Here is a 13,679-nt window from a genome sequence, read left to right as displayed (position 1 = left end):
TGCTTGGTTTGGGACCAAGATGCCGCAGGTTCAAGTCCTGTCACCTCGACCATAGTAAAAGCCCTTTGCCGATAGGTAAGGGGCTTATTTCTTGGAAAAATTTATTTTCCAAATCACCTCAAAAAATCCGCCTGACAGGCATAAATGTCAGGCGGATTTTTTTATTTTAGAAAGGAAGAAAAAATTATGCCAAAAACAAAACTACAAAGCCTTGTATTCACTCTTATGATGGTATTCTGTATGGTTTACCTTATGACAGTTTACACAATCTCTGATAAGTCCGGAGGGCTTTCTATGCCTATATTTTGGACTGCCCTAAAGGAAATGTGGATTGAATATGTTATAGTGTTTTTGCTAATATTTTTTGTAATAACAAAGCTTGCACAAAAATTAGCTTTTAGGATAGTAAATCCCGCAACCGATAAAAAAATTTTAATTATTCTTGCTATTCAGTGTTTAACAGTGTGCCTTATTGTTCCAACTATTACGCTCATTGCGGTTTTCATACATAACGGTTTTAGTACAGAATGGTTTATTCAATGGATAACACTTGCGGTAAAATGTTTTCAAATGGCACTTTTCCTGCAAATATTTTTTGTAGGACCTTTTGTAAGATTTTTATTTCGTACAATTTTTAAGAAACAACTTGTAAAATCAGAATAACAAAAAATATGCAATAGGACTATTAATATCCTATTGCATATTTTTATGAGATTTTCATCATAATTTCGGAGTAAAATTCACTTTCAGAGTGAGCCATACCATTATATTTTTCCGCTGTGATAGAAACAGATATAAGTCCTATGCCGCTTCCGTTTTTCTTGTTTGAAAAATATCTATTACTTTGTTTATTCACTATTCCATTAAAGCTGTTAATAACCATAATGTATATTTCATTATTGTTTTCTATATCAATCGAAAGCTTGATGTAACGCTTTTCAGCTTGAATAGACATACAGCCATGAATTGCATTTTCAAGTAGATTTCCAATGATGTTACAGAGGTCTGAATCTTCTATGTTTAATTTTTCCGGTATAAAAGTTTTCCAATTTATTTTAATATTATTTTGTTGAGCAATTTCGGCATAGTAACTTAGTATAGCATTAGCGGCAGAATGTTTACAGAATATATATTGCTTATTTAAGCTGTCGAGGCTTTTATTATAGCTGTTAAGATATTTCACAAGCTCAGCAGTTTTTCCTTCGTTAGCGAGCGTTATAGCTGTATTTGCCGTATGCTTAAAATCGTGCCTAAGTTTTTTAGTATTTTCCATATAGCTTTTCATAGCCTGATATTGTTCCGCCTGTATTTCATAAATATGTAGCTTTTTTTCTATATTTATTTTGCTTACAACAGTTTTTGCAATAAAATAGAAAATAATCTGAAACATACAAAATAATATAAATATTACGGAAATAATAAATACACTAACTTTTGTTATTCTTCCTACACTCATAGTAGAGTAGTCAAGTGGAATCATAATTATATTGCTTGCAGTTATAATTATAGGAATAATGCTTACCAAACGCCATACAGAGTGTATATCAAAGTTTTCAATAAGCCATTGCATAGGTTTTCTTGCAAATATAAAGCAAAATATAACCATAATCAAAGATAAGCCCCATTGAGTTATAAGCCCATAGCAAGAATCATTATAGTAATGACCATAAGGATTTATTTTGCTTTCTACAAGAAAATTTATAAGTCCAGGAAATGACATAAAGGCAATAGATGTCAGAAAGATATATAGAAGTTTAATTTTTTCAACATCTACAAAAATAAAGTACATAATAAGCATAATAGCCATTAGTGGAACAAAAAATATATTTGGATTAAAATTTTCCTGTGTGTCATCAATAGTTCCAAGTATGAAAGAAATCAATATAAGGGCTATTCCTAAAAAGGGTAAAAATTTTTTTGCGGAAATTTTTAAATACTTTGTAACAGGAATAATACATAAAGCTGCTCCAGGAATAATTATACCATATTCAGAAGCAGATAGTAAAAAATTTTGGATGTTTGTCATATTTGCCTCCGTTGTATATCTTCCATTTTTTTATTAAAGCGATATTCAATTAATTCCTGTTCAAGTGAAGACCTTTTTCTTATATTTATAGAAAATGTCTTATCATTTTTCATATAACAAAGATTATGTTCCATTTTAATAACATAGTCAAAATTTATAAGAACTCCTCTGTTGATAACACAGAAACGGTTATCCGAGAGTAGTTTTTCAGAAATTTCCCCAAAGGACATTCTGCATCTATACTCCGTATCATTTATACATATAAGTATGTAATTAGAATCCGAAACAATATTTTGAATATCAGAATATAATACAGGTATAGTTTGTTTATGTGAAATAATATTTATATATTTATCATTTTGAGGAAGTACCTTTATAGCGTCACAAAGTATATTATAGAGTCTTGTTTTTTCAATAGGTTTTAAAATATAATCAAACGAACGGCAAGAAAAAGCGTCAGACATATAGTCTATACTTGAAGTAAGGAAAACAAGAATCGTATTCAGTGAGATTTTTCTCATTTCTTTAGCGGTTTTAATACCGCTAATGCCATCCATATATATATATCCATAAAGACAATTTCAGGCTTAAGCTCATTAAAGCTTGCAAGAAATTCCTCTCCCGATGAGAATTCAGTTATTGTAAAAAAATATTGATTTTCATTCGACCAATCTAAAATATCTTTTTTAAGACGCTCTCTTTCAGAGTTTAAATCGTCTACAATAGCAATGTTCATAATTATCCCCTCAGTCTAATTATACAATAATTATAAAAATTTTTCTATATAATTTTCATATGTACAAACATTCGTACCGAATTTTGTCGATTTGTCACATAAGCCTTGAAAAATATTCCATATAAAGCTAAAATACTACTCAAAGAGGTGTTATTATACTAAATAAAGTAATTAAACACCAAATTAAAAAACGTCTATTTAAAGGAAGGAAAATGAAAAATGAAAAAATTAGCAACTATTCTTTTACTCAGTATGATAGCAACAGTAGCATTTTGCGGCTGTGGTAATTCAAATAATAACAGCAATAGTTCTGCCTCATCAACAAGTGCAACATCCTCATCTGCATCAAGTAAAGAAAGTTCAAAAGAGGAATCTAAGAGCGAGTCTAAGGTTGAATCAAAGGCTGAGAGCAGCAAGGAAGAATCAAGCGTTGCTTCTAAGGCAGAATCTGTTGAGGCATCAGCTGAAGAGGGTACAGCAACTACAGATTTAGCTTTTGTAGGTGTAACATGGAAGTTTGCAGGAGTTATCGGTTCTGATGGAAATGTTCAGACTGCTAAGCAGTATTGTGAAGAACAAGGACTTGAATTGTCAGCTGTAGAATCAACATATGTTTTTAATGAAGATGGTACAGCAGTAGGTTCAGTTGCAGGCGTAGATTACCCGTTTACATATACAGTAGATGGCAATAAAGTTACACTTACATCAACATCAACAGACCCAAGCACAGGTGAAGAAATTACATCAAGCAGTGTTATGATGTATGATGAAGAAGGTAATATTTTTACATTCACAGATGAAGCAACAGGCTTAACAAGTGTTTTCGAACAAGTACAAGCTTAATTAAAATATCATAATACCTAAAAATGCGGAGAGCGATAATCGCTCTCCGCATTTTTATTTAAATAAATCATAAATTAAAAAACTTTCATTTAACTATTGACAAAATTAATTTCATGGTGTATAACTGTACTAATATAACTAATACACTTAAATTACAAGGAGGGGGATAGATATGTATGAAAAATTGATTGTGATAGATAAAATGAGTCATAAACCTATTTATGAGCAAATCATAGAGCAAATACAAAATCTTATTGTTACAGAAGTTTTAAAGTCTGATGAAATGATTCCATCTGTCAGAAATCTTTCGCGAGAATGTGGAGCAAATCCCAATACAGTTCAAAAAGCGTATAATGAACTTGAAAGAGTAGGAATTACTTATTCTGTGCCGGGGGTAGGAAGATATGTTTCAGGAAATGCAAAGGAGATAGTGCAAAAACTTATGTCAACATCAAATTCAGAATTAAAAATAATCGTAGAGAAGCTCAAGTTATCAGGAATGACTGTAGAGGAAATTATTGATAAAGTAAAATTATTTTATGGAGGGGAACAGAATGATTAAGGCTGAAAATGTAACTAAAAAATTTGATGATTTTATTGCACTGAAAAATATGAATTGTGAAATTCCCGAAGGCTGTATCTATGGACTTGTTGGTAGTAATGGTGCCGGTAAGAGTACATTTTTAAGACTTATTACAGGAATATATAAACCCGATGAGGGAGCAATCACCATAGATGAAAAGCCGGTATGGGAAAATCAAGAGGCAAAAAACAATTTTGTATTTGTGCCTGATGAGCTTTATTTTACATCTCAGGCAACATTAAATAAAATGTCTAAGCTATATAATGCTTGTTACAAAAATTTTAGTTTTGAAAGATTTGAAATGCTTGTAGATAAATTCGGGCTTGACCCCAAAAAGAGAATTGCAAGCTTTAGTAAGGGTATGAAAAGACAAGCCGCAATAATCTGTGCCTTATCTTGTCAGACAAAGTATCTTTTCTTTGATGAAACCTTCGATGGCTTAGACCCTGTTATGAGAAATCTCGTAAAAAATCTTATTTTTGATGATATATGCGAGCGTCAGGCAACGGCAGTTATAACAAGCCATAGTCTACGAGAACTTGAAGACACTTGCGACCAACTTACACTTTTACATAAAGGCGGAATTGTATTCGAAAGCGATGTTCAAAATCTCAAAACCTCTCTTTTCAAAATTCAGGCAGCATTTAATATGAATTACGACAAAAAGCTGTTTACAGATAATGGAATAAATGTTCTCGATTTTAAGAAAACAGGCGTTGTGTCTAATTCCATTATTCGTGGAGATAAAGATAAGGTAATCGAAATTCTTTCAGGCTTTAATCCGATTATCCTTGATGTACTTCCGCTCTCACTTGAAGAAGTATTTATCTTTGAGATGGGTGAGATGGGTTATAAATTTGAAGATATATTTGAAAAGGAGGAAGAGAAAGATGAAAAGAAATAAGTTTTTCAGTCCGGCACTTATGCTTGAGGGTATTAAGCAGACAAAGGTTGTAGGAATATGTTTTGCAATAGTTTCTATTTTATTGTCATGTTATTTTCCGTTTTTAAAAATTATGGAATCATCTGCTAATTATTGGAAATCAGATGTCATAATGGATTTAGGAAGTTTTGTATTACCGATATTTGTATTACAATATCTTATGCCTATAGTTGTGGTATTTGTGCTTTTCAATTTTATGAATAGCAGAAAAGCATCAGATTTTTATCATTCTATTCCTCTTAGCAAAACTTGTATTTATGTTACATATACTATTGTTGCTCTTTTATGGAGTCTCGCAGTTATTCTTGTAAGTACATTTTTATCATATATTCTTTACTCGTTTGCTCCTGAAATCATAATAAATTCAGAATTTATATGGACAACAATAATATCCTCATTTATTTTAGCTATGTTAATAACTTCAATAACTCTTGTTGCAAAGGGACTTTCAGGAACCTTGTTTACTAATATTATCATAACTCTCATAATAATGTTCCTACCAAGAATTATAATTCTGTTATATACAAGCGCAGTAAATGCAGCAGTTAAGATTACAGATGTTTCTTTTATGTCTTTTGCAGATATTTATAATAATATTATTTTTGCTCCGTTCACTACAAATCAGTTTATGTATGGGTATATAAAACAAGAAACATTGCCTATTTCAAATGCCTCAACCTTATGGTATAGTGCAATCTTAGCAATAATTTATTTTGTAATTGGCTTTTTCATCAATAAATTCAGAAAATCAGAATCAGCGGGTAAAAGTGCAGCATATAAGGGCGTTCAACCAGTTGTTAGAATACTTCTCGGTTCAATTCCACTTTTGCTTATCAGCACTAACCTTGCCTGTGGCTTAAATGTTAGTGTAGAATTTTGGTTTATAGGAATAGTAATTTCTTTGCTTGCATATTTCTTATATGAGCTTATAACAACAAAGAATGCTAAAAAGCTTCTTACTGCTATACCATTCTATCTTATTGCAATATTGGTTAACGCAATATTTGTTGTTGCCTGTGTAGGAGAGAAAAATTTTATACTCAATGATATTCCAGAACCCTCTGAGATTTCATCAGTAAGTATTTCAAATTATATTGATTATTCAAATGCTATAAATATTGATGATAACTATTATAAATATAAGGCTGAAGATGTTAAATTTAATGATAAAGAACTTATAGACATATTACAATCATCATTGGTAGACACTGTTGAAAAAGTTAAAGAAAGTAATTTTGATGAGCTCACTAGAGATAATTATATGCCATATGATGTAATAATTCATTGTTCATCAGGTAGAGATATAAAGAGAACAATTTATGTCAATATCAATAAATATAATGGTAGTAGTAAGCCATCGTTAGATTCATATCTTTATAAAAATCAAGAATATATGGATATACTATTTAGCTTGCCAACAGATAAAGAACTAAAATCAATAAAAATAGATAGCTCAAATATGGACTTCTCGAAAGATGAATTAAACGAGCTTTGGAAAACCTATAAAGAAGAATTTAACTCGGCAAGTGATAAAAATAAAAGTATACTAAGTTATCGAGATAATAGTGGTAATTATGATAATATATATGGTATAAACAATATTACAAACATAAAAGTAACTGGTTATGTTGGTATGAATAACTTTTCTCAGCACTATCTTGTAAATGCCAATATTACCCCAAAGACATATAGTAAACTAATCAATAAAACTATGTCTAAGCTTATCAAGGATAATATAATAGATACAGTAAAGAAAAATGAAAGTGATGCTGCATATTTCAGATTAGATTTTTCTGATTTAAAAAATACCAATAATAATTTCATTCTTGAATATTACAATGATAATATTGGTGATGATGACCTTATGATGAGCCCATCAGTAGATGGAACACTTAAAAGATATAATGTTAATTATAGTGATTCCGGAATTGATAAAAAGTATATTCCAGAATTACGCAAAATATCAAATATAATTATCAATGCAATATCAGATAATGTAGATGTAGAGAAGGATAATCTTATTCAATGCTCATTATCTACAAATGTAAACTTTGAATATTCATATGATGATGATAGAATAAGCGGATATTCTTTAAATTCACAAAGCGAAACAGTATATGTAAATATTACAGATGAACAGTATGATGAGATAAACAATATATTAAGTAAATGTAGCAAACACACTAATTATGTTGATACTGAAAATTAATTTGCGTATTCCTACATTTTAACATTCCCATATAAAGCAGACGGCACAGTAAGAGAATCAATCTCAAGCTGTGCCGTCTTGCTTCAATATAAAATTACACTAATTGTGTTTAAATGCTTGACGTTTAATAAAAAATAATCTATAATTAAATATATATTACACAATCAGTGTATATTATGCAATACAATAACCCCTTTAATCATATTTGCAGTAAATTAGTTACTAAAAGTGTGTAAGGCATAAGTAAGCGTTGCCGGTTAAAGGAGTAATTTAAAATTAAATAGATAATTCAGTTAAAAAATTCCTCATTAAGACTTTCAGATACTATAACAGAGCGGTTGTATTTTTCAATTTGAGCTAGACGGAGTCGTAAATCTGCCGCAGAATGTATATAGTTATTATGCTCATAAAGCTGAGTTTGTACTTTAAATGGCAATGAAAGAAAGTATTTTCTTGTGCCTGAGCTTGACGATATTAGCTCATGTAAATTGTCATATCGCAAAGAAACCACCTCAGACATATTATTTGCATAGTAGCTTCAACTATACAATATGTTGAAATGATTCAATTTGTGAATTTATGTAAAAATTCGCTGTTCTGCTCTTTTAAGTTTGCTTCCGATAGGCTTATACATTACCATAAGAAATATAACATTAGATACCGCATAAATCGCAGTATGGGGCAGAGAAGAAAGAAGAAAGGTAAGGTATAAATTTATGTCAAAGCTGTTGCTGTACCAAAGGACATTCCAAAGCTCAAGTATTATAGAATAAAGTAATCCTGCAAAGATGCCATATAGCGAAAGGAAAAATCTGTTTTTCAGTTTATTGCGGAGTATTCCGGCAAGGAAGCCTATGATTCCCCAAGCAAGCATTTGAAAAGGTGTCCAAGGACCTTGACCAAAATAAAAATTTGAAATCAAGGCACTGAAAGAACCTGTCAAAAATCCTGCCGAACTGCCAAGATATATTGCAGTAAGTACAACAATAGCAGTAACAGGCTTGAAAGCCGGAATCGGTGCAAAAAGAAATCTTCCGATAACCGCAATAGCTGTCATAACAGAGACAATGATAAGTCGGCGGGTTTTACCTTTCTTTTCATATGTAAAATAGAAAAGTAGGCAAGAAAATATTGCAACTGCCATTGAAACAAAGGAATAAGATTTCTCACTAAAAATACACGCTCCAAGAATAACTGTTATCGGAACAAGCACAAGAGGGATTATATATTTTAAAGCATTTTTCATTTTTCCCTCCATACAAGTGACGATATAGCTTCATCTACGGTGATTATATTTTTATCAAAGCTACGCATAATTTTATTAGCGGCGGTTGTATAAAAACTGTTTTGCGAGAAAAATTTGTGAGGTTCGCCCTCAGAAATGATTTCTCCTCCGAAAAGCATAGCACATCTATCAGCACAGCTTGCAGCAAATTCTATATCGTGGCTTACAACTATTATAGAAATTCCGCTTGATTTTAATTTTAAGAAAATATTGGCTATTTTTTGCTTTAAAATTGAGTCAGCACCCTTTGTAGGTTCATCAAGCAAAAGAACTTTAGGTTTGCTTGCAAGAATCTTAATTAAGGCACAAAGCTGTTGCTCACCACCGCTTAAATCATAAGGATGCTTTTCTAGTAGATGTGTAATATCAAAGCCATAATCAGTAGGATTTGCACCGGTTTCAGCTAATTCCTCTCTGACAGTATCTTTTGCGAAAACAGCCTTTATGTCTTGTGGCAAAAGTGCAAGATTGTTTTTGTATAATGATTTATCCTTATAGGAACTGAGTTTTTTCCCGAAAAGCTTTATATTGCCTGCTCTGTATTTCAAAAGTCCTGCGACGGTATTCAGAAAGGTAGTTTTGCCTGCACCGTTTCCGCCGAGGACAAAAAGTATTTCATTCTCAAAAAGTTCAAGCGACAAATTGTGCAAAATATCAGAGCTATCTTTGCTATATCGGAATGAAACATCTTTAAGCTTTAAAACTGCGTTTTCAGAATGATTTTTTTGCGGAACAGAAAACGGCTTTACATTTAAATTTTCTGATATATATTGTATAGCACCTTTTGTTGTCAAAGGACAAGTCTCATTTTGCTTTAAAAATGGGGTAGAAATTCTTACTGTTGACGGCATAGCCTTAAAAAGATAGGAATTTGTTTTAGCAATTTTACAGATTTTTTCGGGCGAATCGTTATAGATTATCTTTCCGCTTTCGAGAACAAGAAGTCGGTCGCTTATCGGAAGAATATCTTCAAGAGTGTGTTCTGTGATTATAATGGTTATGGATAAGTCACGATTAAGCTTTTTTAGGGTATTGAAAAAGTTTTCTCTTGCAATAGGGTCAAGTTGTGCCGTTGGTTCGTCAAGAATCATAAGTTCGGGGTTCATTGCCGTTATAGAGGCAAGGTTTAAAAGCTGTTTTTGACCGCCGGAAAGCTCATGAATATTTTTATAGAATAAATCTTCAATTCCGAAGTAGCAGGCAGTTTCAGCTATTTTTCGTTTTATTGTGGAATTTTCAAGACCAAGACTTTCAAGTCCGAAAGCAAGTTCGTGATAGACCTTATCAGTTATTATTTGGCTGTCAGGATTTTGCATTACAAAACCGATTTTGCAGACAGAATCTTTCTCATCAAGATTTTCAAGCAAAGTATTATTATAAAGTATTTCACCGCTAAGTTTACCTTTGGGTTGAAGTTCTTTTTTCAAAAGCCTAAGAAGTGTAGTTTTGCCGCAGCCGGTTTTTCCACAAAGGGTAACAAATTCGCCCTTTGAGATGTTAAAAGATATATTGTCAAGAATTTTTTTGTCAGAATAGGAAAATGAGAGATTTTGAACAGTTAATAGATTCATAAACATCACCCTTAGAAACCGGATATATCTTATTATTATAACCTCTTAATAAACTTTTGACAAGTAACTATTCGTGTGATAATATAGTCTTAACCCTCAAAGGAGGTTGATATTTATGGATTATGTATCGTGGATTTTAAGGCTTATTATGCCACTTATTGCACTTGCAATAGTTATCCGTGCTTTTATTTCGCTAAGATATAATCGCAGAAATGAGGGGGCTTTAATAGTTCTTGAGGACGAAGATTCTCAGAAGGTTTATCCGGTAAAATACTGGGAAACATCTATCGGACGAAGTCGTGGAAGCGATGTTCGTCTGACAAATCCGGCGGTTTCTCGTGACCATGCTGTATTATTAAGGCGTGAAGCCGGTTGGTTTGTTACGGATACAGGTTCTAAGGCGGGTGTTACTGTCAATGATAAGCCTATAACGGGTAGAACGGCTGTTTATATCGGAGATAGAATAAATATTGGTGGAACGGTTCTTGTCGTGAGAAGAGCAGATGACTATGGTGATGATTCTCAGGAAGAACGCCTGACAAAGAAATCTAAGCCACCTAAAAGAACAATAGCACCTTCTTTTTTGTTGTTCTTAGTTACACTATTTACAATTATGTTTGCGGCAGAAATTTGCATAAATCTTGAAAATCTTGATGTTGCACCAATAGCTGCAGTTTATGTTGTATTTATGTGGGTGTTTTTTGCTGTAACAAGGATTTGCATAAAACGAGTGACATTTGAACTTGAATCCCTTGCATTATTCTTATCATCAATAGGAATATTGCTTGCGGCGTCACATAATACCAAGACAGGCTGGGTACAGCTTGCGAGTGTGATTATTGGTGTTATTGGATTTTGCTTGTTACTGAAATTTATTGAAATTCCTGACAGGGTTATGAAATGGCGATTGATTATAACAATAGCCGCTGTTGTGGTTCTTGGTTTAAATCTTGCACTTGGAAAGGTTACGCATGGTGCGGCGAACTGGATTATAATAGGTCCTATTTCAGTTCAGCCATCAGAGTTTGTAAAAATAGCATATATATTCGTTGGTGCTTCAACCCTTGATAGTTTGCTAACCAAAAAGAACCTTACCGAATTTATTATATTTACTGCAATATGTATAGGTGCTTTATTTATAATGAGTGACCTTGGAACGGCAGTTATATTCTTCGTAACATTCCTTGTAATAGCTTTTATGCGTTCGGGAGATATTAAGACGGTAATTCTTGCAATATCTGCAGCTGTTTTTGGCGCTATGCTTGTATTGACGGCTCGTCCGTATATCGCAAACAGATTTGCAATATGGGGAAATGTTTGGCTTGACCCTGACGATAAGGGATATCAACAGGTAAGAACGCTGATATATTCAGCGAGCGGCGGCCTTTTTGGAACCGGTGCCGGAACAGGCGGTCTGCAAAATATTTTTGCTTCGGAAAGTGACCTTGTTTTCGGGCTTGTATGCGAAGAAATGGGCTTTATAATAGCGTTGCTGATTGCTGTATCGCTCGCAGGACTTGTACTTTATGCGAGAGCGGTTACAACAAGAAGCCGTTCGTCATTTTATTCGATAGCTGCATGTTCAGCGGCGGCTCTGCTTGTATTTCAGGCATCATTGAACATATTCGGCTCAACAGATATACTTCCGCTTACAGGCGTTACACTGCCTTTTGTAAGTGCGGGCGGTTCAAGTATGATGAGCTGTTGGTGTTTATTGGCTTTTATTAAGGCGGCTGATGAGAGAACCTATGCTGTGAAGCGAAAAAGTCTGAAAAAAGCGACTATGCCGAATGGCGATGATGTCATAGAAATTTGATGGAAATTAACCGTCCTTTGAGGCGGTTAATTTTTTTGAAAATTTTTTAAAATTTTGGGACATTTTGGGTTATGAAAAGATATAACTTATGAAAGCAGCTTTCAAAGACTTGCCAAGGAAGTGAATGTATTGAACGATGACGAATTTACAAGAATAGCTCTGAAATACTCGGACAGCATTTTTAGAATAGCATTTAATTATAGTCGCAATAGGTCTGATTCAGATGATATAGTGCAAAATGTATTACTGAAATACTATAAATGCAATAAGGAATTTGAAAGTGAGGAGCATATTCGTAACTGGCTTTTGAGAGTAGCTGTGAATGAAAGTAAGAAATTATTGGTTTCTCCTTTTAAGAAAAAAATTATTCCACTTGACGAGATGGGAGAGGAACTGATATTTGAGCATAAGGAGGAGAGCGACTTATATTATGCGGTTATGGAGCTTCCTTCAAAATACAGAATAAGCGTATATATGTATTATTACGAGGATTATTCGGTAGATGAAATTGCGGATATTCTTAAGGTGAATCCATCGACAATACGAACACGACTTATGAGAGCAAGAGAAAAGTTAAGGTCTAAGCTTCAGGGGGTATGGACTGATGAGTAACAAAGAACTTTATAAAAACACATTTTCTAAAATTCATGCTTCAAACGAGAAAGTAACGGAGGTAATTAAAATGAGTGAAACAAAGAAGAGAAGAAAGCTTGTATCAAAGAAACTTGTTGCAATAGCTGCTTGTGTGGCTTGTGTTGCATCAGCAGGTATCGTTGCAAATGCTGCAACAGACGGTGAACTTGGAAAGACTGTTATAGGATGGTTTATCAGTCCTGACGGCAAGCAGACAGCTATTGAGGGCGATGTAAGCTATGATGAGAATGGTAATAAGACAACTACTGCAACGCTCGAAAATGGTAATAATCTTACAGTGAAAAAAGATTCTCAAACAGGCGATGAGTATTATGAATACAGTGTAGGTGATGAAGAATCTAAGAATAAGAAATTTATGATTTCTGTTGATGATAGTGGCAAGGCTACTGTTGAGTACGATGATAAGTATTCAGAAGAGGCTGTTTTCGGTGATAAGAATACAACAGGTGATGTTGATGAAACACCATCGAAAAATTCTTCTGATATTGTAAAGTAAATTATAATAACACTCTCTAAAATTTAAACTTTACTAAATTCTATTTAATCATACAAAAAAGGTATGCAATTATTTGATTATAAATTGCATACCTTTTTATTTTTAATGTGTACCTATTCTATAATAAACGGTATAAATTTCAAAACCGTTAGGAATTTGCATTTCTGTGAATTTATCTTTTGGTTTGGTGGTAAATTCGGTATCTAAGATTTTTTTAACCTTGTCGTTTATAGCAGGCATATTCAATTTATTTAGGATTACAATATTTACCTCATCAAGTTGTTTAATAAGATTTTGTGAGAACCAGTTATTTTCATCTTCAAAATTGTAGGAATCTTGAACAAATACCGGTCCTTTGGGAGAGTGTTTTGTTAATCCATAGAAAGTATATGATGTATTATTAAAGCCTAAGAACTGATAGGTATCTTCGTCATAATAATCAAGCATAGCATCTACATATTTTGCTTGAGATTCTGATGAATAATACATATCTTGGCTGAATTTTGATAAGTTTAAG

General features: G+C 32.8%; 14 protein-coding genes. 8 read left to right on the top strand and 6 right to left on the bottom strand.

All coding sequences use genetic code 11. The features are described from left to right. Positions 1 to 186: 186 nt before the first annotated feature. Complete coding sequence (locus ACLU24_RS08820) at positions 187 to 663, top strand: DUF2798 domain-containing protein (RefSeq protein ID WP_412612006.1); 477 nt, start codon at positions 187 to 189, stop codon at positions 661 to 663. Positions 664 to 706: 43 nt separating this feature from the next. Here ACLU24_RS08820 and ACLU24_RS08815 read toward each other — a convergent pair whose 3' ends face one another. Genes ACLU24_RS08815 through ACLU24_RS08805 form a run of 3 tightly spaced genes read right to left on the bottom strand, consistent with a single transcriptional unit; the run spans position 707 to position 2,762 of the window. Next, the gene (locus ACLU24_RS08815; protein ID WP_412612004.1) at positions 707 to 2,026 is read right to left on the bottom strand and encodes a sensor histidine kinase; all 1,320 of its coding nucleotides are present in this window, start codon (positions 2,024 to 2,026) and stop codon (positions 707 to 709) included. After that, a complete protein-coding gene (locus ACLU24_RS08810; RefSeq protein WP_412612001.1) occupies positions 2,023 to 2,583 on the bottom strand; it encodes a LytR/AlgR family response regulator transcription factor in 561 nt (186 codons plus the stop codon). The genes ACLU24_RS08815 and ACLU24_RS08810 overlap by 4 nt, the downstream gene beginning before the upstream one ends. After that, on the bottom strand, positions 2,544 to 2,762 hold the full coding sequence (locus ACLU24_RS08805) for a hypothetical protein (RefSeq protein WP_412611998.1): 219 nt from the start codon (positions 2,760 to 2,762) through the stop codon (positions 2,544 to 2,546). Before ACLU24_RS08805 ends, ACLU24_RS08810 begins: the two co-directional genes overlap by 40 nt. Before the next feature lie 219 nt (positions 2,763 to 2,981). Here ACLU24_RS08805 and ACLU24_RS08800 point away from each other — a divergent pair, with 219 nt between their 5' ends. The 4 genes from ACLU24_RS08800 (at position 2,982) to ACLU24_RS08785 (ending at position 7,340) form a co-directional block, all read left to right on the top strand. Beyond that, complete coding sequence (locus tag ACLU24_RS08800) at positions 2,982 to 3,605, top strand: hypothetical protein (protein ID WP_412611997.1); 624 nt, start codon at positions 2,982 to 2,984, stop codon at positions 3,603 to 3,605. Between the two features lie 172 nt (positions 3,606 to 3,777). After that, complete coding sequence (locus ACLU24_RS08795; RefSeq protein WP_412611994.1) at positions 3,778 to 4,167, top strand: GntR family transcriptional regulator; 390 nt, start codon at positions 3,778 to 3,780, stop codon at positions 4,165 to 4,167. Further along, positions 4,160 to 5,092, top strand: coding sequence for an ABC transporter ATP-binding protein (locus ACLU24_RS08790; protein ID WP_412611993.1), 933 nt, complete (start codon positions 4,160 to 4,162; stop codon positions 5,090 to 5,092). Before ACLU24_RS08795 ends, ACLU24_RS08790 begins: the two co-directional genes overlap by 8 nt. Next, positions 5,079 to 7,340 (top strand): hypothetical protein, encoded by a 2,262-nt coding sequence (locus ACLU24_RS08785; protein ID WP_412611991.1) that lies wholly within the window; start codon positions 5,079 to 5,081, stop codon positions 7,338 to 7,340. The genes ACLU24_RS08790 and ACLU24_RS08785 overlap by 14 nt, the downstream gene beginning before the upstream one ends. 577 nt (positions 7,341 to 7,917) lie before the next feature. On the opposite strand, the gene ACLU24_RS08780 is transcribed toward ACLU24_RS08785, so the two are convergent. Together ACLU24_RS08780 and ACLU24_RS08775 are read right to left on the bottom strand one after the other, a co-directional pair. Further along, entirely contained in the window at positions 7,918 to 8,586 is a 669-nt protein-coding gene (locus tag ACLU24_RS08780; protein WP_412611988.1) for an ECF transporter S component, read from the bottom strand. Further along, the gene (locus ACLU24_RS08775) at positions 8,583 to 10,196 is read right to left on the bottom strand and encodes an ABC transporter ATP-binding protein (RefSeq protein WP_412611986.1); all 1,614 of its coding nucleotides are present in this window, start codon (positions 10,194 to 10,196) and stop codon (positions 8,583 to 8,585) included. Before ACLU24_RS08775 ends, ACLU24_RS08780 begins: the two co-directional genes overlap by 4 nt. Positions 10,197 to 10,311: 115 nt before the next feature. Here ACLU24_RS08775 and ACLU24_RS08770 point away from each other — a divergent pair, with 115 nt between their 5' ends. The 3 genes from ACLU24_RS08770 (at position 10,312) to ACLU24_RS08760 (ending at position 13,162) form a co-directional block, all read left to right on the top strand. Continuing rightward, entirely contained in the window at positions 10,312 to 12,012 is a 1,701-nt protein-coding gene (locus ACLU24_RS08770; protein WP_412611983.1) for an FtsW/RodA/SpoVE family cell cycle protein, read from the top strand. Between the two features lie 129 nt (positions 12,013 to 12,141). Further along, a complete protein-coding gene (locus tag ACLU24_RS08765) occupies positions 12,142 to 12,624 on the top strand; it encodes an RNA polymerase sigma factor (protein ID WP_412611981.1) in 483 nt (160 codons plus the stop codon). Next, on the top strand, positions 12,617 to 13,162 hold the full coding sequence (locus tag ACLU24_RS08760; RefSeq protein ID WP_412611978.1) for a hypothetical protein: 546 nt from the start codon (positions 12,617 to 12,619) through the stop codon (positions 13,160 to 13,162). Before ACLU24_RS08765 ends, ACLU24_RS08760 begins: the two co-directional genes overlap by 8 nt. A gap of 102 nt (positions 13,163 to 13,264) precedes the next feature. Here ACLU24_RS08760 and ACLU24_RS08755 read toward each other — a convergent pair whose 3' ends face one another. Then, on the bottom strand, positions 13,265 to 13,651 hold the full coding sequence (locus tag ACLU24_RS08755; protein WP_412611976.1) for a hypothetical protein: 387 nt from the start codon (positions 13,649 to 13,651) through the stop codon (positions 13,265 to 13,267). Positions 13,652 to 13,679 lie beyond the last annotated feature (28 nt).

This window comes from Pseudoruminococcus sp. (genome assembly GCF_047012705.1).
Lineage (GTDB): Bacteria > Bacillota > Clostridia > Oscillospirales > Acutalibacteraceae > Pseudoruminococcus.
Note: the sequence above shows the minus strand (reverse complement) of the source record. Positions and strands in the feature narration are given on the sequence as shown.